The sequence below is a fragment of the Agrobacterium deltaense RV3 genome, assembly GCF_900013505.1.
GTDB classification, from domain to species: Bacteria; Pseudomonadota; Alphaproteobacteria; order Rhizobiales; family Rhizobiaceae; genus Agrobacterium; species Agrobacterium leguminum.
This window is the reverse complement of sequence record NZ_LT009746.1, coordinates 1,475,808-1,501,227: the sequence shown is the minus strand read 5'-3', so window position 1 is coordinate 1,501,227 and position 25,420 is coordinate 1,475,808. Positions and strand designations below refer to the sequence as shown.

General features: G+C 61.2%; 21 protein-coding genes. 8 read left to right on the top strand and 13 right to left on the bottom strand.

Going from position 1 to position 25,420, the window contains the following annotated elements; all coding sequences use genetic code 11:
* Window positions 1-19: 19 nt before the first annotated feature.
* The 7 genes from AGR7B_RS21255 to AGR7B_RS21225 all read right to left on the bottom strand — a co-directional run bounded on the left by AGR7B_RS21255 (window position 20) and on the right by AGR7B_RS21225 (window position 7,311).
* Window positions 20-997, bottom strand: a complete 978-nt coding sequence (locus AGR7B_RS21255) for an ABC transporter permease (protein WP_080857801.1) — start codon at window positions 995-997, stop codon at window positions 20-22.
* On the bottom strand, window positions 987-2,489 hold the full coding sequence (locus AGR7B_RS21250) for a sugar ABC transporter ATP-binding protein (RefSeq protein ID WP_065654940.1): 1,503 nt from the start codon (window positions 2,487-2,489) through the stop codon (window positions 987-989). The genes AGR7B_RS21255 and AGR7B_RS21250 overlap by 11 nt, the downstream gene beginning before the upstream one ends.
* Before the next feature lie 72 nt (window positions 2,490-2,561).
* On the bottom strand, window positions 2,562-3,473 hold the full coding sequence (locus tag AGR7B_RS21245) for an ABC transporter substrate-binding protein (RefSeq protein WP_078052849.1): 912 nt from the start codon (window positions 3,471-3,473) through the stop codon (window positions 2,562-2,564).
* A 97-nt stretch (window positions 3,474-3,570) separates the two neighbouring features.
* Window positions 3,571-4,455, bottom strand: a complete 885-nt coding sequence (locus tag AGR7B_RS21240; protein ID WP_080858199.1) for an AraC family transcriptional regulator — start codon at window positions 4,453-4,455, stop codon at window positions 3,571-3,573.
* Window positions 4,456-4,824: 369 nt separating this feature from the next.
* Window positions 4,825-5,877, bottom strand: coding sequence for an NAD(P)-dependent alcohol dehydrogenase (locus tag AGR7B_RS21235; RefSeq protein ID WP_080857800.1), 1,053 nt, complete (start codon window positions 5,875-5,877; stop codon window positions 4,825-4,827).
* A gap of 260 nt (window positions 5,878-6,137) precedes the next feature.
* Window positions 6,138-6,587, bottom strand: a complete 450-nt coding sequence (locus tag AGR7B_RS21230; protein ID WP_080857799.1) for a DUF1801 domain-containing protein — start codon at window positions 6,585-6,587, stop codon at window positions 6,138-6,140.
* A gap of 130 nt (window positions 6,588-6,717) precedes the next feature.
* Complete coding sequence (locus AGR7B_RS21225) at window positions 6,718-7,311, bottom strand: TetR/AcrR family transcriptional regulator (RefSeq protein ID WP_020812322.1); 594 nt, start codon at window positions 7,309-7,311, stop codon at window positions 6,718-6,720.
* Window positions 7,312-7,432: 121 nt separating this feature from the next.
* Here AGR7B_RS21225 and AGR7B_RS21220 point away from each other — a divergent pair, with 121 nt between their 5' ends.
* The 7 genes from AGR7B_RS21220 to AGR7B_RS21190 all read left to right on the top strand — a co-directional run bounded on the left by AGR7B_RS21220 (window position 7,433) and on the right by AGR7B_RS21190 (window position 16,714).
* Window positions 7,433-8,659, top strand: coding sequence for an MFS transporter (locus AGR7B_RS21220; protein WP_080857798.1), 1,227 nt, complete (start codon window positions 7,433-7,435; stop codon window positions 8,657-8,659).
* Window positions 8,660-8,962: 303 nt separating this feature from the next.
* Window positions 8,963-9,466 carry an RNA polymerase sigma factor gene (locus AGR7B_RS21215; RefSeq protein WP_020812324.1) on the top strand — a complete coding sequence of 168 codons (504 nt, stop codon included), beginning with the start codon at window positions 8,963-8,965 and terminating at the stop codon, window positions 9,464-9,466.
* Between the two features lie 151 nt (window positions 9,467-9,617).
* Window positions 9,618-10,574 (top strand): FecR family protein, encoded by a 957-nt coding sequence (locus AGR7B_RS21210; protein ID WP_080857797.1) that lies wholly within the window; start codon window positions 9,618-9,620, stop codon window positions 10,572-10,574.
* A 116-nt stretch (window positions 10,575-10,690) separates the two neighbouring features.
* Entirely contained in the window at window positions 10,691-13,111 is a 2,421-nt protein-coding gene (locus AGR7B_RS21205; RefSeq protein ID WP_080857796.1) for a TonB-dependent receptor, read from the top strand.
* Window positions 13,111-14,001, top strand: a complete 891-nt coding sequence (locus AGR7B_RS21200) for an ABC transporter substrate-binding protein (protein ID WP_080857795.1) — start codon at window positions 13,111-13,113, stop codon at window positions 13,999-14,001. The genes AGR7B_RS21205 and AGR7B_RS21200 overlap by 1 nt, the downstream gene beginning before the upstream one ends.
* Window positions 13,998-15,968, top strand: a complete 1,971-nt coding sequence (fhuB, locus tag AGR7B_RS21195; RefSeq protein WP_080857794.1) for a Fe(3+)-hydroxamate ABC transporter permease FhuB — start codon at window positions 13,998-14,000, stop codon at window positions 15,966-15,968. The genes AGR7B_RS21200 and fhuB overlap by 4 nt, the downstream gene beginning before the upstream one ends.
* Window positions 15,965-16,714 carry a siderophore-interacting protein gene (locus AGR7B_RS21190; protein WP_078052858.1) on the top strand — a complete coding sequence of 250 codons (750 nt, stop codon included), beginning with the start codon at window positions 15,965-15,967 and terminating at the stop codon, window positions 16,712-16,714. Before fhuB ends, AGR7B_RS21190 begins: the two co-directional genes overlap by 4 nt.
* Window positions 16,715-16,751: 37 nt before the next feature.
* On the opposite strand, the gene purU is transcribed toward AGR7B_RS21190, so the two are convergent.
* The 6 genes from purU to AGR7B_RS21160 form a co-directional block, all read right to left on the bottom strand.
* Complete coding sequence (gene purU / locus AGR7B_RS21185) at window positions 16,752-17,636, bottom strand: formyltetrahydrofolate deformylase (protein ID WP_078052859.1); 885 nt, start codon at window positions 17,634-17,636, stop codon at window positions 16,752-16,754.
* A 122-nt stretch (window positions 17,637-17,758) separates the two neighbouring features.
* The gene (gene glyA, locus AGR7B_RS21180) at window positions 17,759-19,027 is read right to left on the bottom strand and encodes a serine hydroxymethyltransferase (RefSeq protein ID WP_080857793.1); all 1,269 of its coding nucleotides are present in this window, start codon (window positions 19,025-19,027) and stop codon (window positions 17,759-17,761) included.
* Window positions 19,028-19,044: 17 nt separating this feature from the next.
* A complete protein-coding gene (locus tag AGR7B_RS21175; RefSeq protein ID WP_162934219.1) occupies window positions 19,045-19,599 on the bottom strand; it encodes a sarcosine oxidase subunit gamma in 555 nt (184 codons plus the stop codon).
* Between the two features lie 116 nt (window positions 19,600-19,715).
* Window positions 19,716-22,706 carry a sarcosine oxidase subunit alpha gene (locus AGR7B_RS21170; RefSeq protein ID WP_080857791.1) on the bottom strand — a complete coding sequence of 997 codons (2,991 nt, stop codon included), beginning with the start codon at window positions 22,704-22,706 and terminating at the stop codon, window positions 19,716-19,718.
* On the bottom strand, window positions 22,703-23,023 hold the full coding sequence (locus AGR7B_RS21165) for a sarcosine oxidase subunit delta (protein ID WP_003504489.1): 321 nt from the start codon (window positions 23,021-23,023) through the stop codon (window positions 22,703-22,705). The genes AGR7B_RS21170 and AGR7B_RS21165 overlap by 4 nt, the downstream gene beginning before the upstream one ends.
* 10 nt (window positions 23,024-23,033) lie before the next feature.
* Window positions 23,034-24,287, bottom strand: coding sequence for a sarcosine oxidase subunit beta family protein (locus AGR7B_RS21160; RefSeq protein WP_080857790.1), 1,254 nt, complete (start codon window positions 24,285-24,287; stop codon window positions 23,034-23,036).
* Between the two features lie 85 nt (window positions 24,288-24,372).
* On the opposite strand from AGR7B_RS21160, the gene AGR7B_RS21155 reads away from it, so the two are divergent.
* Window positions 24,373-25,419, top strand: coding sequence for a GlxA family transcriptional regulator (locus AGR7B_RS21155; RefSeq protein ID WP_162934218.1), 1,047 nt, complete (start codon window positions 24,373-24,375; stop codon window positions 25,417-25,419).
* The last annotated feature ends 1 nt before the right edge of the window (window position 25,420 follow it).

The window sequence follows — 25,420 nt, the reverse complement described above, 5'->3', positions numbered from 1 at the left end:
AAGATGTTTCCGGGCCGGCTTAGCGCCATTCGCGCCCGATATAGATGGCCAGCAGGATGATGCCGCCCTTGATGACATCCTGCAGATAGGGGTTGATGCCCATCAGGTTGAGGCCGTTATTGAGGATGCCGAGCAGCACCGCACCGATGAGCGTGCCGAGAATGAGGCCCCTGCCGCCGGCAATCGCCGTGCCGCCGAGAACCACCGCTGCGATGGCGTCCAGTTCGAAGCCGACGCCGGCATTGGGCTGACCGCTCATCAGGCGACCGGTGAGGATGAGCGCGGCGAAAGCGGCCGTCACACCCGAAATGCCATAGACGGCGAGCTTGACGCGCTGCGTCTTCACGCCCGAAAGACGGGCCGCCAGTTCGTTTCCGCCGAGAGCATAGACATGGCGGCCGAAAGCCGTGCGCTGCAACAGCACCCAGGCGATGGCATAGATCGCCACCATGATGACGACCGGCACCGGAACGACACCGATACGGCCGACGCCGAACCAGGAAATCCAGCTCGGAATGCCGCTGACGGGGTAGCCACCGGAATAGATGAGGCCGAGACCGCGCGCCATGCCCATGGTGGCGAGCGTGACAATGATCGCTGGCATCTTGCCCCAGGCGACGAGCGCGCCATTGAAGATGCCGATGCCGAGACCAATGAACAGGCCGGCCGGCAGGGCAATTGCAGGCGAGAGGCCGGTATTCACCATCAGGCCAGCTGACAACGTTCCGATCAGCGCCATGACCGCACCGACCGACAGGTCGATGCCGCCGGTGAGGATGACGAAGGTCATGCCGACGGCGAGGATGCCGACGACAGAAACCTGCCGCAGCACGTTCATGATGTTGTTGAGGCTGAAGAAATTGTCGCTCGCAAGCCCCATGAGGATCGATACGACAATCAGGCCCGCCAGAGGCAGGGCAAGCGGCGAACGCAGCATGGCGCTGAAACTGAAACCGCCCGTTTTCGCGGCAACGCCGGTGTTTGCATCAAGCGACATGTTCAACTCTCCCGGTGGTGGCGTTTGTCATTATTGTTTCTGAATTGATGTCTTCGCCCTCGACGGTGGCGACGATGCCGCCGGAACGGAAGACGCAGACCCTGTCGGACATGCCGATCACTTCCGGCAGCTCCGAGGAGATCATGATGATCGAATGGCCCCTGGCGGCGAATTCCCGCATCAGCGCATAGATTTCCGCCTTAGCGCCGACATCGATGCCGCGTGTCGGCTCGTCGAAGATCAGCACGCGCATGTCATGGTTCAGCCAGCGGGCGATGACGATCTTCTGCTGGTTGCCGCCCGATAGCGTGTCGACGCGGGCATAAGGCCCCTGCGCCTTCACCTGCACCTGCGCCATGGCCTTTGTCGTGTGTTCCAGTTCCTTTTTGAGATCGAGGAACCAGTGGGCCTTGCGGTATTTGCGGTAATTGTTGAGCGAAATATTCTGCAGGATGGAGAAGCTGGTAATCAGCCCCTCCTCCTTGCGGCTTTCCGGCAGCAGGCCGATGCCGCGCATCAGCGCTTCATCAGGGCCGGAAAAACGCGTCTCCACACCATCGAGCTTGATCTTGCGACGCGAGGCTGAATGCGCCCCGAGCATGGCGAGAACAGTTTCCGTACGGCCCGAGCCAACAAGCCCGGCAAAACCAAGAATTTCGCCCTTGCGCAGCGCGAAACGCGAGACAGGACCGCCCTTCTTCAATTGCAGCTCTTCCACCTCGATAACCTTTGCGGCGGAAGGATCGAGCTCTGGCTTCGGCGGGAAACTGGCTTCGATGCGCCGGCCGACCATCATCTCGACCAGACGGTCATTATCGACCTCCGACGTCAGGCAGGAACCGATCAACTCGCCATCGCGCAGAACGGTGATGCGGTCGCAAATCTCGAATATTTCTTCGAGGTGATGCGAAATGAAGATGATCGCCACGCCCTGACGCCGCAGCTCGCGCATGACCTTGAACAGGTGTTCCGTCTCGGAGGGGGTGAGCGTCGCCGTCGGCTCGTCGAGCACGAGAATGCGGGCATCCAGTGACAGCGCCTTGGCGATTTCGACGAATTGCTGCTGGGCGACGGACAGGCGATGCACCGGCACGTCCAGCGGAACATCTACGGCGAGCCGGCCCATGATTTCCGCTGCGCGCTTGCGCATCGCGCTCTTGTTCAGAAGGCGCAGCGGCCCGCGGATTTCGCGGGCGAGGAACATGTTTTCAACGGCGTTGAGATAAGGGATCAGGCTGAATTCCTGAAACACGATGCCGACGCCGGCGGCAATCGCCTCATCGTAATTGGCGAAGCGGCGATCCTTGCCGTCAATGCGGATCGTTCCCTCCGATGGCTGCAAAATGCCGCACAGGATTTTCATCAGCGTCGACTTGCCAGCGCCGTTTTCTCCCAGAAGCGCATGCACCTCACCGGCGCGCGCCTCAAGGTCGACGCCGCGCAGGACTTCGATCTTGCCAAAGCTTTTTCTTATTCCATTCAGTTCCAGCATTTCACCCTCCTCAATGGTCGGGATTTAACCCCGCCCCCATACGAGATGGGGACGGGGCCTGGGAGGAGTTCTTTACCAGCTGAACTCGCCGGCGTTCTTGCTGTCGACGACCATGACGTCGATCGGAACTTCCTTCGGCACGACGCGAGCGCCCCACTTCTGGGCGAGCGCCATGGCAAGGCCGACACGAACCTGGTCACGCGGGAACTGCGCGGTGGTTTCGATGAAAGGACCACCCTCTGCAATCGCCTTCACAGCTTCCGGAGCACCGTCGACCGAGGTCAGCTTGATGTCCTTGCCGGAACCCTGGATCGCAGCCAGAGCGCCCATCGCACCGCCGTCATTCACCGAGAAGATACCGGCGAGGTTCGGACGCGACTGGATCATGTTTTCAACGACGCCGAGAGCAACGGAGCGGTCCTGACGGCCGTTCTGCGTATCAACCAGCTTGATGTCGGCGAATTCGGCAAGCGCTGCCTTGCAGCCTTCAACGCGCTGCAGGATCGGCACGACCGGGATACCGTCGAGGATTGCGACTTCACCCTTGCCACCGAGCGCCTCACCGAGATGCTTGCACGACTTGTAGCCCGCGTCACGGTTCTTCGAGCCGACGAAGGTGTCGACCGGGCCGTTGGCGTTGGCGTCAACCGCAACGACGATTACGCCGGCAGCCTTGGCAGCGTGAACGGCGGCTTCGATGCCGGCGCTGTCGGTGGGGTTGAGAAGCAGAATGTCGATCTTCTGCTGCAGCATGTCTTCGACGTCGGAAATCTGCTTTGCCACATCGTGGCCGGCATCGGTCACGACGACATCTGCGCCGATGCTTGCGGCGGCTTCCTTCAGCGCTTCCTGCATCGATACGAAATAGGGGTTGTTCAGCTCCTGGAAGGTCATGCCGATCTTCAGCTTTTCCTGCGCCAGCGCCGGAGCGGCCATCATTGCAATTGCGGCTGTCGCCATCAGAAACTTGGACTTCATTTTCATCTCACTCTTCCTCCCGGTTGGAAAATTGGGGCAACAAGACCCCGTTTCCGGACAGCCCTCTGCCCGAATTCTTAGAAATTGGCGATGTGTCGCTGGTTTAATCCGCCATGACCGCTGCCTTCTGGGCTGCGAATATCGTGCGGAACCTCGACGGCGACATTCCCTTCAATTTCAGGAAATGCCGGTTGAAATTCGAAAGATTGGAGAAGCCCACATCGTAGCAGACCTCCGCCACCTTGACCTCCTGATCCGCCAGCAGCATCTGGCAGGCAAGATCGATGCGTAACTGATTGCGATACCGCACCAGCGTCGTTCCCGTGTGACGCTTGAAGGCGCGGGAAAAGGCGCTCTGGCTCTGGCCCACCATGTCGGCGAGGTCTATTTCCTCGACCTGTTCGGTCAGGTGCTGGCGCAGATGCGACAGCGCGCGGTTGATGCCGCTATCGCCGATGCCGGTCAGGTCCAGCTCGTAGCTCAGGCTTGCAAGCACCTCGGACGACGGCGCGTTGACCAGCAGATCGAGAATTTCCCAGAAAAGCGCGAGCCGCGTCAGCCCCTGCGCCTCGATCAGCCGAAGGATCAGCGGACGAACGCGATCGCTTGTCTCATCGTCGAACAGAATGCCGCGGCGGCTGCGGTCCAGCAGCGCACGCACCACCTCCATCTCGGACATGGAGGCGCAGGCATCCTCGATAAAAGCCTCCGGAAACTGGATCACGAGAGAGCGTGTGGGCACGATCTCGTCCGGCTCGATCTCGCTGATCCAGTTCTGGGGGAGATTGGGACCGGTCATGATGAGCTGACCGGGGCCGAAACGGCCGACGAAATCACCGATATAAAACGTGCCTGACGTGGCGACGACCAGATGGATTTCGTATTCGGGATGATAATGCCAGCGCACGGTACGGAACGGATAGCCATGCCGCCAGGCGGCGAAGGATTCGCCCTTGCGGATGTGCACCAGTTCCAGATCGGGCTGCATCATAGTTCCTCCCATCAGTCGCGTCCGCCGTATTTGCGGACAGGAGCCATTTCCTCTTTATGGCTCGTCCCAGGCGTTGATGAGGAGCATATGGCGGGCGGCTGCGGTACATCCACATCACGCCGAAGAAATTGCCGATACTTTTTTGACTCTTTTTTGTCGAAAATTGAAGAGTCGCCCGAAAGGGCTGACCATAAACGCGGCGATGGGGCCGATTTTTCCGCTCAATTTGGCGTGATGCGCTCAAACAATGCGCAACCAGAAGCGATTTTCGTTGAAATTTTGACGTGTAGCCTGCCGGATGCCGGCAGGCTACACTCATACTTTTCCGCAACATCTTTGCCGCTCAATCATCAGCGGCTGGCTTCGTTACTGCGGCATCACGATCTGCAGTTTCACATCCGTTTCCCGTGCTTCAACCGCACGGTCGAAACCGGCAATGCTGTCTTCGAAGGGAATGGTCGCGGAAATCAGCGGCTTCAGATCAACCTTGCCGGAGGCGATGAGCGCAACTGCCCGGTCGTAAACATTGGCATAACGGAAAACCGTTTCGACCCGCAGTTCCTTGGCCTGCAGGCCGACAATGTCGACCGGAACCGGATCGACAGGCATGCCGACCAGCACGATCGCGCCGCCCGGCCGCGCCAGCTTCGCCATGCCGAGCACGGCGGGTGCTGCGCCCGAGCATTCGAAGACGATATCGCAGCCCCAGCCGTCGGTCGCCGCCGAGACGGCCTCGGCGAGATTGCGTTCGCGGATGTTGACGGTTTCGATGCCATCATATGCACCGATGATATCGAGCTTCGGCTGGGCGAGATCGGCAACGATGACCTTGGCGCAACCGCCGGCAAGTGCTGCCAGCGCCACCATCATGCCGATCGGACCTGCCCCCGTGACGACAGCGATATCGCCCGGCTGGATACGTGCCCTAAGCGCCGCCTGCATGCCGATGGCGAAGGGTTCGACCATGGCGCCTTCGGCAAAAGACACGTTATCGGGCAGCTTATAAGTGAAGGCGGCGGGATGAATGACCTCAGGCGTCAGGCAGCCATGGATGGGCGGCGTCGCCCAGAAGCGGACAGCCGGATCGACATTGTAGATGCCGAGCTTGGAGGCGCGCGATGTGGGATCGGGAATGCCGGGCTCCATGCAGACGCGGTCGCCCACCTTCAGATGCGTCACCTCGTCGCCGGTTTCGATCACCGTTCCAGACGCTTCATGGCCGAGCACCATCGGCGCGTTGACGACGAAATGACCGATCTTGCCATGGGTGTAATAATGGACGTCCGAGCCGCAGATACCGACCGTGTGGGTGCGGATGCGCACATCCCTGGGCCCGAGTTCACCGGATCCTGCTCCACCCGGAATGTCAAAATCCCTGAGCGAGAGCTTGCCCTTTTCTTCCAGCACCAGTGCCTTCATCTCATCCTCCGTGGTTTGCGATACGTCTGGCAGCGAATTCAGTGAGCGTGATGGCGTGCAACCCCGGCAAAAGTAAACAGAAATCGGCCGGAACGGCCGGTTTTTCTTCGCTCCGGAAAAACTGTATCGGACAGCCCGCGATTTCTCATCATCCGCGGCGCGACACTATCCTCAAGAGGCAGGAAAACCGGCATGATTCGTCCGCCCATTTCGCGATCATCGCGTGCTTGAAAGCCTCTGGGACCGGTAAACCCGTTCGCTCACATTTTTTCGCCGGGCAACACGCTTGCCTGCCTCACCCACTCCACGAACTGCGCTTCATCGAACGCATCCTCGCGGATATCGAGGTAACGGACTTTCGGATGTTTGGAGGTGCCGGGCGGCAAAGGCTGCAAGGATGCGCCGTTGAGGAAGGTCACCTTGATATATTTCGTGAAGCAGTGAAGGCTGAGGAACCAGATGTCGTCCTCCATGCCGTAGAAGGGCGAATTCCACTTCACAGCCTTGCGCACACCGGGCACGGCACCTTCGATCAGCCTGTCGATACGGCCACCGACCGTGCTCTTCCAGCCCGGCATGGCGGCGATATAGGCCTGCACCGGCGCGTCGCCATATCCTTTTGCAATCTGGGGATTGCCGCCCGACAGAAGCTTCGGCGTCGCAACCGATGGCTCGCTTCCGGAGACTTTGTCTGACTTCTTGCCGACCATCACCTTGGCCTCATGAGTGTCACAACAAGTGCTACCAATAACATGATCTGTGTCTATTCCAGATCTTTCTACACATTTTCCGTGATGATCGCCCAGCCGACGCGGAATAACAGATCGGCAGCTTTGCGGGTCAGTCTTTCCTGACCCGCAATCCCTCCAGAAAGGTTCGGAAACTTCCGACAGCCCGTTTCGAGGTCGTTTCCGGGTCGTCGGAATTGGCTATCCATTGGGCGGCGCTGCTGCTCGCCGCATTGATGAAGCGGGCGCATGCCTCCGGATCGATGTCGCCGATGGTGCCTTCTTCCCGGAGCGCATCCAGGCTTCGGGCGACAGCCGAGATACAGCCATTGGCATTCGGCCAGCGCGACGGATCGCCGAGCACGGCCGGCCCGTCACGAAACATGATCCGCTGGATTTCCGGTTCGAGAGCCATGCGCACATAACCGACATTCTCCTCGACGAAACCCTCCCATCGGGTCGCGGCCCTCGAGGAGATGTCACAGAGCCTCTTCGTCATCTCCGCATCGATCTCGGCCACAACCGCCAGCAACAGGCCTTTCTTGTCGCCGAAATGGTGATAGAGCGCGCCACGGGTGAGACCGGCTTCGGCGGTGAAGTCGTCCATCGACGCTTCCGCATAACCGATGCTGCCAAAGGCCTTGCGGCCGGCAGCCAGAAGCTTCGCCCGCGTCTCGGCAATCATTTCACTGCGAGGTTTGCGCATTTCTTCTCCATTTTCCACATACGACGCGTATATTAGTTGACATACGCGTCGTATGCAATTATCTCATTCACATACGCCACGTATGTATGTGGTGGACACCCTTAGAACAAGGTGCATCCCGATGTCTAATCCATACAGAGAAATTTTCCGGGCTCCAGGCGCAAAAGGCTTTTCCGCCGCCGGTTTTTTCGCCCGCCTTCCCATTGCCATGGCCCCGATCGGCATCGTCGCCATGCTTTCCCAGACTCATGGCGAATATTGGCTGGCCGGCGCCGTCTCGGCAACCTTCGCGTTGACCAACGCCGCCCTCTCCCCGCAAATCTCCCGGCTGGTGGACCGCAAGGGGCAGAGCAAGGTCCTCATCCCGGCGACCATCGTCTCGGTCATCGCCTTTGCGGCGCTGATTATCGCGACAAATCAGAGATGGCCCGCCTGGACACTGTTCCTTTCCGCCTTCCTCGCCGCCGCCATGCCGAGCATTCCCGCCATGATGCGCGCCCGCTGGACGGAAATCTTCCGCGACCGGCCGGAGTTGAACACCGCCTTCGCCTTTGAATCCGCCGCCGACGAACTTGTCTACATCTCCGGCGCCTCGCTTTCCGTTGGCCTTGCGGTTTCGCTCTTTCCGGAAGCGGGCATGATGATCAGCACCACCTTCCTGGCGCTTGGCACCTTTGCCTTCCTTCTGCAACGCGCGACCGAGCCCAAGGTGCGGCCGGTTGAAAGCGGCCGCCGGCAGCGTTCGGCCATCTTCCTGCGGCCGGTCCAGATCATCACGCTCGCGCTGATCTTCGTCGGCTCCACTTTCGCCACGGCCGAGGTGAGCGCCGTCGCAATCACCAAGGCGCTTGGTCAACCGGAAGCCGCCAGCCTCGTCATCGGCGTCTATGCCATTGGCTCCTTCGTGGTCGGCCTCATTCTCGGCGCGCTCAACCCCAAAATGCCACTGCAACGGCAATTGCTGATCGCCGTCAGCGTGCTTGCACTCACCGCCCTGCCGCTGCTTGTCGCCAACACCTCGGTAGCACTCCTCGCTTTCGCCGTTTTCCTCAGCGGCGTTGCAATCTCGCCGATTTTCATCACCTCATTCGGCCTGATCGAGCGCCGCGTGCCGGAATCGATGCTGACGGAAGGCGTGACCTGGGTGATGACCGGAATCGGTATTGGCATGGCGCTCGGCGCCTTCGTCTCCGGCTGGGTGATCGACAATTTCGGCCCGGATAACGGTTTCTGGGTCTCCGTCGCCGCAAGCCTTTCGACAGTCGCCATCATCGCGCTCGGCCAGCGCAGCCTCTCCGGAGATCGCGGACGGACGGATATGGAGGCCGTGGCGCAGCCCGCCGAATAACAACCTTTACTCGCACGCTGCATCGTTCGGCGCGGTAATTGATATATACGGAGGAAAGGTCACAGACTAATCCATAGTACAGAGACTGTTTTACTTTACCGCCGCCCCGCAAGCATGATACCGGCAACATAAACGGCCGATGATATCATGCCTGCGGGGCGATCCTGCTTATCGAAGCCGTCGCTTCGCATATTCTCGAATTCGGCACCGATTGCACATAATCGACCGACGGCTGCATCGTTCGACACACCGACCGTCCCTTCACCGGGCAGGCACGGGGTCGATTACCGGAAGGCAAGGCTCTTGAGTTGGGATCTGCAGGAATTGTTCCGGCTATATGCGAAGGGCATTGTCAGGTCCCTGCGCAGCAGGGGCATCGATCCTGAAACGGCATCCGATCTGGCGCAGGATGCGTTTTTGAAGGTGCTTGCCTCACCGCCGCCGGCAAGTGCCGCTTCCCACAATCCCAAATCCTATCTCTATACGGTGGCGCGCAATCTCAGCATCGATCATTATCGCCGCGAACGCAGTCTCCGCCGTGTTGACCTGCCGCAAAATGCCTTCGATGCCATCATCGATCCGTCGCCATCGGCCGAAACCATCGTCTATGACCGCCAGCGGCTGCAGCTGGTGGAACAGGCGCTTGCGGAACTGCCGCGGCGAGTACGCGAGGCCTTCCAGCTGCACCGGATGGGCGGCCTGACGATCAGCGAAGTGGCGCAGAAGCTCGGCATGTCCACCACCCGCACCTGGGTTTTGATCCGCGACGCCTATGAACACATAGAAGACCGGCTGAACGGTCTGTAGAGGACGGGAACCGTTGTCTTGCTCCAGATATCGCCGTTTAATCGCCGGCCTGCGCATTAAACTTCTTTCATTCGGAAATATGCGGCCTCTCATTCGTATATATCAAAGGCTGTGACATTGTCCGGTCTCCGGCAATCCTGAAAGGCTCGCTATGAACGAAGTGTCGGAAGAACGGCGCCTGTTTCGTGAAGCTGCGGATATTGCCATTCGCCTGCAGAACGATCCCGGCAATCCCGTCGCCATCGAAACGGCACGCGCCTGGATCGAGCGCGGGCCAGCCCATGCCGCCGCCTGGGCGAAGGTCGCCGCGATCCACGGCATGACCGGCCAGATTCTGGCCGAGGAGGCCCGTTCCTCGCAAAAGGGCTTCGACCCCAACCGGCGTCTTCTGCTTGTCGGCGGCGTGCTCTGTCTCGGTGCGGCGGCTGGCGGTTCGGTGCTGGCACCCTATGTGACGTTACGCGCCCGCGCCGACTACCTGACCTCGACGGCCGAGATCAGAGAAATTCCCCTCGAGGACGGCAGCATGGTCACGCTCGGACCGGACAGCGCAATCGCCATCGATTTCGGTGAGCGGGCAAGACGGGTGAACCTCCTCGCCGGCATGGCCTATTTCAATGTCCGGCCCGATGCCTCGCGCCCCTTCTCCGTCGCCTACGGACCGTTGACCGTCACAGCGCTCGGAACCGCTTTCGACGTTTCGGGCGACGATCTCTCCATCTCCGTCTCCGTCGATCATGGGCTGGTTCTGGCCACATCGCCCGATCTGCCCTCTCCCGGCGGAGAGAAACTGGCTGCAGGCGACTGGCTGACCTACGACCAGGCATCGCGCCGTATGGATCGCGGTGTCAGGGAGGCTTTTGAAATCGCGGCATGGCGCACGGGCATGCTCATTGCCGAGAAGGAGACGGTCGCGGCGGTGGTCAATCGCATCGCCCGCTGGCAAAAAGGCAAGGTGGTCATAGCCACCCCTGCCCTGAAAAACAACGTCGTCAGCGGCGTCTTCGATCTTGCCGACCCCATCCGCGCGCTCGATGCGGTGGTGCGGCCATTCGGCGGCAAGGTGCGGGCCGTCACGCCGTTTTTGACCGTTATTTCATCCATCTAAGAAAACTTGAGAAAAAGAGGAAAATTTTCGAACGCCATTCGTATTGTCCTCAGAGAACCCGTCGCCAGCATAGGCCGGCCGGTCTCCGGGGACAGATTTAATGGAGTGGCTTTCACATGGGGAATGAGTTCTCATCGGCTCATAAGGGTACAAACAGGGGTCGTAAGGGTCGTGGCGCGCTGTTTTTCGCCTTTCTGGCGACGACCACGGCGCTCGCCGCCGGCACCGCGGTACAGCCGGCCTTTGCGCAGGCGGTTTATCCGGTTCCGGCCGGCCCACTGAACAAATCGCTGGCAACCTTCGGAAAACTGTCGGGGACGCAAATTTCCTACGATGCCTCGATTGCACGCGGAAAACTTTCGCATGGGGTCAGCCGCGCAACAACCCGCGAGCAGGCGATCGTGGAGCTTCTGCGCGGCACCGGCCTCGTTTATTCCTTCACCGACGCCACCTCCGTCGTCATCGCCGCGCCGGTCAGTGCCGCAAGTGCTGCGGCAGCCGGAAACTCCACCCTCCTCGCACCCATTACGGTTCAGGGCACGCGCGGCGCATCCGCATTGCAGCAGGACGGGCTGGCGCAGGATGGTTACCGGACAGAGACACTGTCCTCTCTCGGCCTGCTTGGACAGACGGCCATTCGCGATACGCCGTTTTCCGTCACTGTCGCGCCGAGGGAGCTGATCCAGAATATCCAGGCGCAATCCCCGGAAGACATCTACCGCGTCCTGCCGACCATCCGCAGCCAGACGCCGCAGATGTCCGGCTGGGCGCCGATGGCCAATATTCGCGGTTTCACCACCTATGACACCGCCGAAGACGGCTTCCGCCGCTCCTACAGCCACGCGACGGTGCTGGAAGACAAGGAACGCACCGAGGTTCTTTCCGGCCTTTCGGGCTTTCTCTATGGCGCGGCCTCGCCGGCCGGCATGATCAACTATGTCTACAAGCGCCCGACGCAGGAACGTTTGAACAGCGTGACGGTCGGCAATTACGGCGGCGCGCAGGCCTTCGTCCATGGCGATTTCGGCGGCCGCATCGATCCGGAAGGCGACATGGGTTATCGTCTCAATATCGTCCGTTCGGCGGGCGACACGGCCATCGACGACCAGAATGTCGACCGCTTTCTGGCAAGCGGCGCTTTCGACTGGAACATCACCGACCGGCTGAAGCTCGAACTCAATGCTTCCTACAGCAAATACAAGCTGGACGCCGCCAACTCCTACTGGGCTTTCGCAGACGGCGTGCTGCATGGCGATGCGCCCGACGCCAGCAGGAACTGGAGCCAGCCCTGGATTCACGACGAAATCGAGAAAAAACGATACTCGGCCAAGCTCACCTACGATGTGAACGACGCCATTACCCTGCGCGGTGGATATATGCGGGAATATATCGACCGGCCGGTTCAGGATCATACGATGAATCTTGTCCAGTCCGCGGAGGAATATTCCCAGATCGCAATTCGCTCCGGCAGGACAAAAAACGTCTTCGACGCCGCGAATATTTTCGCGGACGTCTCCTTCGAGACCGGCGCGGTCTCCCACAAGCTGACCGCCGGATATTACATGTATCAGGGCAAGGACTGGGGTACGACTTACAATCCCAATACCGGCTGGCAGCCGTCTTTCCCCCTGTCTTCTCCCCGGCATATTGCCGAGCCGACTTTCCCGCCAAACACCGGTACGCTCTACAAGTCCGGCTATGTGCGCAATCATAACTTCGTCGTCGGCGACCAGATCGAATTCGACGAACAATGGTCGGCCCTCGTCGGCGCCAATTACAGCATGATCCAGAGCCAGTCGCTGGACAGCAGCGGCGCCCGCTCCGCACCGGATTACGATGAAGCAAGGCTCTCGCCCTCGGCGTCGCTGCTCTTCAAGCCGGTGGAGGCGGTGACGCTCTACGGCAGCTATATCGAAGGCCTCGAGCAGGGCGGCGTCGCGCCGGACACGGCCGCAAATAGCGGGCAGATTCTCGCCCCCATGGTCAGCAAGCAGAAGGAAATCGGCATCAAGGGCGATGTCGGCGACATGCTGCTGACGGCGGCGCTGTTCGACATCTCCAAGGCCTACGAACTGACGACGGATGCCAATGTCTACACGCAGGACGGCCGCCAGCGCCATCGCGGCATCGAGTTCACGGCGACCGGCAAGGTGACGGATGACCTTACCATTCTCGGCGGCGTGACATTCCTTGACGCCAAGGTCGAAGGCGGAACCTATGACGGCAAGCGGCCCATGAACGTCGCCAATGTTCTCGCCAAGGTCTATGCCGAATATGAGGTTCCCACCGTCGAAGGTCTCTTCCTGACCGGCGGCCTCTATTACACCGGCAAACAATGGGCGACATCCGAAAACAACGACCGCCTTTCCTCCTATGTCACCGCCGATCTCGGATTGCGTTACACCACCGAAAACTTCGGCAATCCGCTGACATTCCGGCTGAATGTCAGCAACATCACCGATGAGAACTACTGGCAGAACAGCTATTATCTCGGTGCGCCGAGAACCGTCTCCTTCTCGGTTCAGGCGAAATTCTGATGATGCTGCGCGGTTCCCTGTCCCGCAGAGCGCTGCTCTGCGGGACAGGTGCTTTTTTCCTTACAAACCGGCCGTCATCGGCCGCCCGTTCCGGCGGCATCGTCGCCATGGACTGGGTGAGCGGGCAGAACCTGCTGGCGCTTGGCGTGCAGCCCGCAGCCATGCCGGAACTGGAACGTTATGGCAGCCTCGTCGTCGAACCGGCGCTGTCGCCCTCGGTCGCCGAGCTTGGATTGCGGTCCGAGCCCAATCTGGAACTTGTGGACTATCTTCGGCCAAGCCTCATCCTGCACAGCGACGATTTCACCATGGCTGCCGGCCGGCTTGCCGCCATCGCCCCCACCCACCTTTTCGATTCCGGCGTCACTGCGGGTGAAAACCATTTAGTCAGTGGCAGAAACGCTCTCATCGCGCTCGCCGCGCGGATCGGCGATCCCGGCCGGTTTGACGCGTTTCAGGAAAGTTTCGACGCGGAGATGCGGCAGGCACGAGCACGGCTCTCCGCCTATGACGGACGGCCTCTGCTGCTGGCGACGGTCATAGATGGCAGGCGACTGCTGGTTTTCGGCAGGAACAGCCTTTTCCAGAATGTTCTCGATCAATTCGGCATCGAGAACGCCTGGGATGGCTACACCTCGCAATATGGTCATACGACAGTGACGGCCGACCAGCTTTCCCGCCATCCGCAGGCGCGGCTTCTGTGCATCGGCGATACCAGCAGCGAGAAGCTGGATACGCTTCTCAACGCGCCGGTCATCAAAAGCCTGCCCTTCATTCGCGAAAACCGATTGGTGCGTATCAGGGACGTGCTGTTTTACGGCGGATTGCCGCCGGCAAGACGTTTCGCCCGCCTCGTTTCCGAAGCCCTTGTCGGTGAGGCATCGCCATGAAGAGGACGGCGAACATATCCGCGATCGTCGTCACATCGCTCGCCATCGTCTGCGCCAGCCTTACCGGCTTCAACCTGTTCCTGCGCATGCCCGATGGGACGCCGCTTGCAGCCCTGTTTTTCCCCGATCCCGACATGACGGCGCAGGTGCTGCTGCACAATACCTTGCTGCCGAGGATCGTGGTGGCGCTGATGACTGGTGCGACGCTCGGACTTGTCGGGGCGATACTGCAAAACATTCTGCGCAATCCGCTTGCCGAGCCGGCGACGCTCGGCATTTCGGCCGGTTCCTATCTGCTGCTTGCCATTGCCACGCTCTGGTTCCCGCAATGGATAGGCGCACGGGAATGGATCGCCTTTGCGGGCGCGGCGCTGTCGCTTCTGGCAATCCTCGCACTCTCCTGGCGCAAAGGCCTGTCGCCCGTCACCCTCACGCTGGCAGGCATGATCGTAAGCCTTTATTGCGGTGCTGCGAGCGCCGTTCTGGTGCTGTTCAACCACGATTTTCTCGTCAGCATCTTCTTATGGGGTGCTGGATATCTAGATCAGCAGGACTGGAGCGCCGTCTCCTTTCTGGCCCCTCGTCTCGCCGTGCTCGCCCTTGCAGTCGTGCTGCTTCTTCGCCCCCTGACGATCATGACGCTTGAGGACGCCAATGCAAAAAGCCTCGGCCTGTCGCTTGCCACTTATCGGCTCATGACGCTGGTGGTAGCGGCGGCCTTGACGGCGGTGGTCACCGCCTCCGTCGGCATCATCAGCTTTATCGGCCTTGCCGCCCCTGCGTTGGCGCGCGCCTGCGGCGCAAGACGAATGGCGGCGCAGCTCGGTTATTCGGCAGCACTTGGCGCGCTGCTGCTGACCTTGACCGACCAGATCGTCCTGTTTTTTCCCGTCACCTATCGATTGTTCCCGACCGCCGCCGTCACCGCTCTTCTCGGCGCGCCGCTGATGTTCGCGCTGATCCGGCGGCTGGAGATGCCGGCCCCACCGCAGCCAAGCGCGCAGCCAGCGGCAGCCCGTCTCGCCTCACCCATTCCGGCTTTGCTCGGTCTCATCGCCATTTTCTGCGTCGCCGCAGGTGTCGCACTCTCCGTCGGGAAAAACACGGAGGGCTGGTTTTTATCGGGACTTTACGATCTGCATGGCCTCGGCTGGCGCTGGCCGAGGGCGCTCGCGGCCTTCAGCGGCGGGGCGATGCTGGCGCTTGCCGGCGCCATTCTGCAGCGCGTCACCGGCAATCCCATGGCATCGCCGGAGGTGCTGGGTGTCTCTTCCGGGGCGATGCTCGGCGTCATTCTGGTTCTTCTCACCCTTGCCGCCCCCACCCGTAGCGCACAAATCCTCGCAGGTGCGGTGGGTTCGCTGACGGTTTTGCTGCTGATGCTGACCCTGTCGCGCAAGCCGGGTTTTTCCGGCGACCGGCTGCTGCTGATCGGCATTGCGCTCAGTTCCGTCTCCGGTTTCGTCATGGCGGTATTGATGACATCGCAGGACCCGAGGCTCGGTCAGCTTCTCGCCTGGCTTTCCGGCTCCACCTATGCCGTCGCGCCGGGCGAAGCCATCATGGCGACGCTCCTGCTTTCCGGCGGGCTTGCCCTCGTTCCCTTCATTCGCCGCTGGCTGGAAGTGCTGCCGCTTGGCGAAGATATCGCCCGAAATACCGGCGTCTCTGTCGTGGCGAGCCGTAACGGTCTCTATTCGCTTTCCGCCATTCTCACCGCAAGCGCGACGATCCTCGTCGGACCCTTGAGTTTCGCGGGACTGATGGGACCGCATCTGGCGCGGCTTGCGGGTTTCCAGCGCGCCGGCACGCAATTGCCGGCAGCGGCGCTGATCGGCGGACTTATCCTGCTCATCGCCGACTGGCTGGGGCGCAACCTTATCTTCCCGTTTCAGATACCCGCGGGCCTCCTGGCGACGGTGGTTGGCGGGCCGTTTTTGCTTGTACTTATCGGAAGGCGCGCATGACCATATTCGCGGATGACAGCTTCAGGATTCTGACAGTGGTCGACAGCCAGCGCCTCGCCCCCTTCATGCAGCGTCTGCGCTTTACCGGCACCGGGCTTCACCGTTTCAATACGCTGAAAAACCTCCATGTCAGGCTTTATTTCTCAAAGCAGAACAAGAGCTTCGACCGCAATCTGCCCGCCACGAAAAATGCTGCGGAACACGCAGATGCCTTTGCTGTCCGTTATTACACGATCCGGGCGATAGATCCCGATAGCGGTTTTATCGATATCGATTTCGTTCTGCATGAGGATGCGGGGCCGGGATGTTCCTTTGCCCGGAATGCACGTCCCGGCGCGCTTTGCGGCATGTCCGGCCCATGCGGACTGGGAATGAAGCCGGCAAAAAACTATCTGCTGGCCGGGGATGAAACGGCCTTACCCGCCATTGCCCGCATCTGCGAGAACCTGCCCGGGGATGTTAACGGCCAGATTTTCCTTCGGGCCGAGAATTGCCGATATGACATCGTCGCCCCGCCCGGCATGCAAATATGCTGGTTGCCGCGCTCGACGGTATCACCCGCAAAATTCATCGAACATGTTGGCGGTGCAGCGATGGAGACAGCCGCTTCCACCAATGATTATTTCCTGTGGCTCGCCAATGCATTCTCCCAATGGCAGGACTTTCGGGACAAGTTGTCGGTCCTGTCCAAGAAACGTTATCTCAACGCCTGTTACTGGCGGGACGACATGACGACGAGCCACTGAGGAAAGACGCAAATCGCGGTTCCGCAAGAACCCGCATTCAGCCCATGCGTTCGGACACATGTTCTCCGGGAGAGGCGGGAAAGACGACCGTCCTGTTTCCGTTCAGGAAGACCCGGTGATGAATATGGGCGTGGATGGCCCGCGCAAGCACCTGGCTTTCCACATCCCGGCCAAGGCTGACATAATCCATCGCGCTCTGGGCATGGGTCACGCGGATCGTATCCTGCTCGATGATCGGCCCTTCATCGAGATCGGCGGTGACGTAGTGGGCCGTCGCGCCGATCAGCCGCACGCCGCGCTCATAGGCCTGTTTGTAGGGATTGGCGCCCTTGAAAGACGGCAGGAAGGAGTGGTGGATGTTGATGATACGGCCTGACATTTCCTGACATAGCCGGTCCGACAGGACCTGCATGTAGCGCGCCAGCACCACGAGCTCCGCTCCGGTATCCTGCACCACCTGCAGGATCGCGGCTTCCGCCTCGGGCTTCGTTTCCGGCGTGACACGAATGTGGTGAAAGGGAATATCCTCGTTCACCACCTGCTTCTGATAATCCAGATGATTGGAAATCACGGCTACGATCTCGACCGGCAGCGCACCGATGCGGGAGCGATACAGCAGATCGTTCAGGCAATGGCCGAAGCGCGAGACCATGATCACGACTTTCGTCTTTCGCGAAAGGTCATGAATATCGTAATCCATATCGAAATCGGCCGCGACGGAACCAAACCCGTCAAGCAGTGCATCGCGTCCCGATCCCTGTTCGGAAACGAAGCTCAGCCGCATGAAGAAGCGGCCGGTCTCCTGGTCGGTGAATTGCGAACTGTCGTTGATGTTGCAGCCGGACCGGGCAAGATAACCGGAGACGGCGGCGACGATGCCTCTGCGCGCCGGACACGCGACTTTCATGATATAGGTGGTCAAATCCTGCTCCCCTGGGTCTTTGCGGCGCGGACGGATCGCCCGCGCTTTCGCGCCGATTGCCGATGAACCGCCGGCCGTGACCAGGACGGCGATTGAGACTTGCCGAAGCCCGGCAGGGCCGCTTACGAACCGTAGATCGGGAAGGCGTCGCAAAGTGCTGCGACCTGCGCCCGCACGTCGGCCTCGACTGCGGCGTCACCCTCGGCATTAGCCGCCAGCGCATCGATGACACGTAGGATCAGCGCACCGATCTGTTCGAATTCGGCGACGCCAAAGCCGCGCGTGGTGCCGGCGGAGCTGCCGAGCCGGATACCCGAGGTAACGAAGGGCTTTTCCGGATCGTTGGGAATGGCGTTCTTGTTGCAGGTAAGCCCCGCCCGCTCCAGCGCGATTTCGGCGATCTTGCCGGTCACGCCTTTCGGGCGCAGATCGACCAGCACCATATGGCTATCAGTTCCGCCAGAGACGATCCCCAGACCACCCTTTGTCAACACGGCGGCAAGCGCCTGCGCATTGGCGATGACCTGGCCGGCGTAATCCGCGAAGTCCGGGCGCAGCGCCTCGCCGAAAGCCACGGCCTTGGCGGCGATGACATGCATCAGCGGACCGCCCTGATTGCCGGGGAATACCGCCGAATTGAGCTTTTTGGCGATATCGGCATCGTTGGTGAGGATAACGCCGCCGCGCGGACCGCGCAGGGTCTTGTGGGTGGTGGAGGTGACCACATGGGCGTGCGGCACGGGGTTCGGATATTTGCCGCCGGCGATCAGCCCGGCATAATGGGCCATATCGACCATCAGATAAGCGCCGACTTCGTCGGCTATTCTGCGGAAGCCGGCGAAGTCGATCTGGCGCGGATAGGCCGATGCACCCGCCACGATCAGCTTCGGTTTCGTCTCCAGCGCCCGTGCCCGCACCTTCTCCATATCGATCAGATGAGTTTCGGCGTCGACCTCATACGAGACCACATCGAACCACTTGCCGGACATGGTGACCGGCGAACCGTGCGTCAGGTGGCCGCCATGGGCCAGCGAAAGCCCCATGATCCGGTCGCCGGGCTGAAGCAGCGCCAGAAATACCGCCTGATTGGCCTGCGCGCCGGAATGCGGCTGCACATTGGCGAATTCCGCGCCGAAGAGCTGCTTCAGCCGGTCGATGGCGACCGCCTCGACCTTATCGACGAATTCGCAGCCGCCGTAATAGCGCTTGCCGGGATAGCCCTCGGCATATTTGTTGGTCAACACCGAGCCTTGCGCCGCCAGAACATCGGCGGAAACGATGTTTTCCGAAGCGATCAGCTCGATCTGCGTCTTCTGGCGGTCGAGTTCCTCGGCGATGGCGTCGGCGATCACCGTGTCCGAAACGGTATTATGCGACAGTCGGTTGAGCATTGTTTCCTCCTTCGAGATCAGGCGATGTCCGCCGCAAGTTCCTTGCAGCCGGTTTCAAGCAGATGGCCAAGATGCGATACGAAACTGTTCCAGATATCCATGCGAAAACGATTTTCCGCATCGCGCCAGAGCACCACGCTGACGCCATCGAAAATCGTCCGGCGTCCCTCGCCGACGGCAATCGTATCGATGTCGCGGGCGCAGCCCAGCGTCAGCAATTCGGCAGCCTGCGGACCTTCGATCAGGAGCGTCACTTCTCGTCCGGAAATATCGACGAGACTATGCGGATGGCTGGCGTAAACGCCTGCGCAGGCGGCAATCAGCCCATCGACCGCGCTGACAGGTGCAAGCACGGTCCATTCGTCGGGGCCAAGGCGCAGGACTTCGATGTCGCCTGAAGCGGCGCGGAGGCCGATCCGGTCCGGCAGGGTAAGGCCAAGGGCGGCGTTGAGCGGGGCGAGATCGCCGCGCGCCCGCAGCGACAGCCGCGCCTGCGCGGCCAGAATGCTGACCCGGACTGCTTTGCTCTCGGCCAGCGTGCCGGGAACGGGGGAGGAAACGCGCATGTTCATTGTCATCTCCTAGAGCATTTCCAGTAAAGGCGAATTCGCCTTTACGTCCGGAAAATGCGCAAAAACAAAGAGTTATAGCATATTTGGCGAACTTGTGTTCGCTGGATATGCGCTAGTCAAATCTTCAGGCGGGTATTTTCGGGATCGACGAAGACCATTCCGGTGATTTTCGCGGCAATGGTGCGGTCCAGCATCGGAATGTAGACGGTCTCGCCCATCCGATCATGGCCGCCCTCAACCAGCGCCAGCGCAATCGGTTGGCCGACGGCGTCCGAGTGATAGGATGATGTAACGTGGCCGACCATTTTCATCGGGATAGGCTGTTTCGGGTCGAAGACGATCTGTGCGCCCTCTTCCAGCTTGGAGCGGTCTTCGGTCAGAAGACCGACGAGGTGGCGGCGGCCCTTGGCGACGAGATCGGGGCGGGCAAGGCCGCGCTTGCCGACGAAATCCGGCTTGTTCTTGCCCACGGCCCAGCCCATCGCCGCATCATAGGGCGTAACCGTGCCATCGGTGTCCTGGCCGACGATGATGTAACCCTTTTCGGCGCGCAGCACATGCATGGTTTCCGTGCCGTAAGGCGTGATGCCATATTGCTGGCCGGCCTCCCACAGGATTTCCCAGAGCTTGCGGCCGAGCGGCGCCGGCACATTGACCTCGAAGCCGATCTCGCCGGTGAAGCTGACGCGGAACAACCGCGCCGGCATGCCGGCAACGGTGCATTCCACGCAGGACATGTGCGGGAAAGCCTCTTCCGTCAGTTCGATGCCTTGCACCAGCGGCGCGAGCAGCTTCGCCGCGTTCGGGCCGTTCAGCGCAATGGTCGACCACTGTTCGGTGGTCGAGGTCAGCCAGACATTGAGATCGGGCCATTCGGTCTGGAGGTAATCCTCCATCATGTTCAGCACGCGGGCGGCGCCGCCGGTTGTGGTGGTGACATGGAAACGGTCCTCGGTCATGCGGCCGATGACGCCGTCATCGCGGATGAAGCCATCATCGCCGAGCAGCAGGCCATAACGGCAGCGGCCGGCGGCAAGCTTCGTCCAGGGATTGGTATACATGCGGTTCATGAACTCGACCGCATCGGGACCGACCACCTCGATCTTGCCGAGCGTCGAGGCATCGAAAATGCCAACGCTCTGGCGCACCGCCCGGCATTCACGGCTGACCGCCGCATCCATGTCTTCGCCCGGCTTCGGGAAATACCAGGCGCGACGCCATTGCCCGACCGGCTCGTAAACCGCGCCGTGCTCCTCAGCCCAACCGTCGATCTGCGTCTTGCGCGTCACTTCGAAATGCGCACCGCGGTGATAACCCGCAAAAGCGCCGAAGGTCGTTGGCGTATAGGGCGGACGGAAGGTGGTCAGCCCCACCTGCGGCTGGCGCTTGCCCAGCGCTTCTGCCGCGATGTTGAGGCCGTTGATGTTGGACATCTTGCCCTGATCGGTCGCCATGCCGTTGGTGGTATAGCGCTTGACATGCTCGATGGAACGCATGCCCTCACGCACGGCAAGCCGCAGATCCTTGGCGGTCACGTCATTCTGGTAATCCACGAAGGCCTTGGCCTTGCCGGCATCGCGGTCGCTCGGCAGTTCCGTGTGCGAGACGCCGTTGCCGGTACGGTCATGTTCCACCGCATGGCTGGAACTATTGGCGGCCTTGCCGAGTGCGGCGGCGACTTCGCGACCCCGTTCCGCACCGTCCTTCAACGCGGCCTCGATGCCCCACAGCCCTCGCCCGGCCCCGGCAATGACGCAATCCTCGTTAGTGAGGGCAGGAAGGAACGTAGTCCGTTCATCGTCCCAGGCGATCTTGCCCTGCGTATGGGAAAAGAGATGCAGCGACGGCGTCCAGCCGCCCGACATCAGCACCGCATCACAGGCAATCTCCTGTCCCGCACCGACCGACGCGCCATTAACCGCATTGACCCGGACGGACTTGACCCGCAGCCGGCCCGAGGTCGCCGTGACCGTATGCGACAGCTTGACCGGAATGCCGAGCGCGCGCGCTTCGTTCACCAGTTCCTCGCGCACCTTGGCGCGGATATCGACAATGGCCTGAACACGGGCACCCGCGCCCTGAAGATCGAAGGCGGCATACCAGGCGCTGTCATGGCTCGTCGCCACCACCGGCCGGTTACCGACCTTGACGCCGTAACGGTTGAGATAGGTCTGGGCAGCCCCCGCCAGCATCACGCCCGGACGGTCGTTGCCGTGGAAGACCAGCGGCTTTTCCAGCGCGCCCTGCGCCAGCACCACCTGGCGCGCCCGAACGCGCCACAGGCGCTCGCGCGGCGTATCTTTCGGCACGGTTTCCAGATGGTCGGTCAGCTTTTCGCAAAGGCCGATCATGTTCTGGTGGTAATAGGCAATCGCCGTCGTGCGGGTCATCACCCTGACGCCGCGCTCTTTCAGCGCCTTCAACTCATCCGCCAGCCAGTTCCATGCGGGCTTGCCGTCGATCTTCGCCTGCGGCTCGGACAGAAGCGTGCCGCCGGCTTCGGCATTTTCATCGACCAGCACGACCTTCAGACCATCGACCGCCGCCGCACGCGCTGCCGCAAGACCGGCGGGACCGGCGCCGACGATCAGCACATCGCAATGCAGGTTGCGCGAGGCATAGGTGTCGGGGTCCTCCTCCGTCGGCGAAACGCCGAGACCCGCAGCCGCGCGGATGAAGGGCTCATAGACCTTGTTCCAGAAGCTCTTCGGCCACATGAAGGTCTTGTAATAGAAGCCCGCCGAAAACAGCATATAGGCCATGTCGTTGACCGCGCCGATATCGAATTTCAGGCTCGGATATTTGTTCTGCGAGGTGGTTTCCAGCCCGTTCCAGATTTCCTGCACCGTGGCGCGGGTGTTCGGTTCGAAACGTCCGGCGCCGCGGCGGGTGCCGATCAGCGCATTCGGCTCCTCGGAACCCGCCGCCACCGGGCCGCGCGGGCGGTGGTATTTGAACGAGCGGCCCATCAGATGCACGCCATTGGCGAGAAGCGCGGAGGCGACCGTATCGCCCTTCACGCCGCGATAGGTCTTGCCGTCGAAGGTGAAGCTCACGGAGCGGGCGGCATCCACGCGGCCACGGCCGGAAACGCGATAGGAGTTCATTTCGACACCTCGGAACTGGCTGGTGCACGGGTCAGGGAAGAAAGTTCAGGACGCGGCTCGCCGGCCCGATAGGTCGTGAGGAAACGGTCGCTCACCGTATCACGCACGGCGTTGAAGAAGCGGCCGCAGCCATGCAGGTGCCGCCAGCGCTCGAAATGCGGACCTTTCACGTTTTCGCGGATGAACAGGAATTCTTCCCATTGCTCATCGGTCTGCGACGAGGGATCGGCGGCGCGGGTAATATGGGCCTGCCCGGCATAGGTGAATTCGGCTTCCGGCAGAGTTTCGTTGCAATAGGGGCAGCGGATCAGCAGCATGATTCTATCCTCAGTGCGCCACGGCTGCGGCGGCGGCCTCGTCGATCAGGCGGCCGGAACGGAAGCGTTCCAGCGTGAACGGCGCGTTGATCGGGTGCGGTTCGTTTTTGGCGATGGTCCAGGCGAAGGTATGGGCAGCGCCGGGCGTGGCCTTGAAACCGCCGGTACCCCAGCCGCAATTGACGTAAAGGCCGGCAACCGGCGTCTTGCCGAGAATGGCCGAGCGATCCGGCGTCACATCGACGATGCCGCCCCATTTGCGCAGCATCCGCATGCGGTTGAAGATCGGGAAGATCTCGACGATGGCTGCGATCGTATGTTCGATCAGCGGCAGGCCGCCGCGCTGCGAATAGGAGGTATATTGGTCCGTACCTGAACCGATCACCAGCTCGCCCTTGTCGGACTGGCTGATATAGGCGTGAACCGCGTTCGACATGACCACGCAGGGGAAGATCGGCTTGATCGGCTCCGACACCAGCGCTTGCAACGGATAGCTTTCGAGCGGCAGGCGCACGCCGGCCGTGTCCATGACGACCGAGGTGTGGCCGGCGGCGGAAACCGCGACCTTCTTCGCCTTGATGAAGCCCCTCGCCGTCTCGACGCCCGCGACCGAGCCATCGGCATTGCGGCGAATGGCCGTGACCGGGCAGTTCTGGATGATATCAACGCCGCGGGCGGCAGCGCCGCGCGCATAACCCCAGGCGACCGCATCGTGGCGCGCCGTGCCGGCCCGTTCCTGAAGCGCGCCGCCCATGACCGGATAGCGGGCATTCGGCGCAATGCTGAGCGGCGGGCAGTATTCCTTGCATTCTTCCGGGGTGAGCCAGCGATTGTCGACGCCGTTCAAACGGTTGGAATGGATGTGGCGCTTGAAGCTCTGCACGTCATGGACGTTATGCGCCAGCATCAGCACGCCGCGCCTTGAATACATGACGTTGTAGTTCAATTCCTGGCTCAAGTTCTCCCACAGATCGACGGCGTGATCGTAAAGACGGGCGCTCTCGTCATAGAGATAGTTCGAGCGGATGATCGTGGTGTTGCGGCCGGTATTGCCGCCGCCGAGCCAGCCCTTGTCGATGACGGCGACATTGGTGATGCCGTGCTGGCTGGCCAGATAATAGGCAGCGCCCAGACCATGGCCGCCGGCGCCGACGATGACCACGTCATATTCGGCTTTCGGCTGACTGTCGGGCCACTGCTCGTCCCAGTCCTTGTGGCCGGTCAGGGCATTCCGCAAAAGATTGAAAGCATTAAAACGCGTCATGAGCGGACCCGATGGTTGGAAAATCTCGTGTCGCAAAAGCTAGGAGCATTTGCCGCGCCCCGGCTGGACAATCGCGTCTGTTTGCATGAATATTTGCGTCATGACCTCACCCCGCGCCAGAAAACGCCTCAGCGTCGCCTTCCTGCTTGCCGACCGCTTCACGCTGTCGGCCTTCGCGAATTTCGTCGATGTGCTGCGCCTTGCGGCCGATGAGGCGGACCGTTCACGGCCTATCCTGTGCGAATGGTCGGTGCTCTCGGCGACCATGAGCAGCGTGCAGTCGAGCTGCGGCGTGAAGGTGCAGCCGGATACACGGCTGATGGACGCCGGGCACTACGACTATATCGTCGTCGTCGGCGGTTTGATCAGCGATCACAGCGCCCTGCCGCAGGAGGCGCTGCGCTTCCTGAAGGAACGGGCGGCGGCGGGCGTTCCCATCGTCGGGCTATGCACCGGCGTTTTCATCCTGCACGAGGCCGGCCTGCTCGATGGTTATCGCTGCTGCGTAAGCTGGTTCCACCGTCAGGATTTTCTCGACCGTTTCGATACCGTCCAGATGATCTCCGACCAGATCTTCGTCATCGACCGCGACCGGCTGACCTGTTCCGGTGGCCACGGCGCAGCGCATCTGGCAGCCTTCCTCGTCGAGCGTCATGTCGGCCAGTCCGCCGCCATCAAAAGCCTCAACATCATGATGATCGACAGCGCGCTGAGCGGCGAAAAGCCTCAACCCGGCCAGCAGAGCACGCGCAAGGCCAACGATCCCCTCGTCAAAAAAGCAATCCTGCGGATGCAGCAGAATATCGAGGTTCCGAGAACCGTGCTGGAAGTGGCGAATGATCTCGGCCTTGGCCGCCGCAGCCTCGAACGGCGTTTCCTGAAAGACCTCAGCGCAACGCCTTCGAAGGTCTATCTCGAGCTTCGACTGGATCGCGCTCTGTCGCTGCTGCGCACGACGCGTGACAGCATCACCCAGATTTCGCTCGCCACCGGTTTTTGCGATGCGCCGCACCTTTCCCGCACGCTACGAGCCGAGCGCGGTTTCACCCCCAGCGAATATCGCAAGACTCAGGCCGGCCACGTCGCAACCGAAGAGGAATTCGCCGTCGGCGTGCTGCTTCCACAATCCTGAA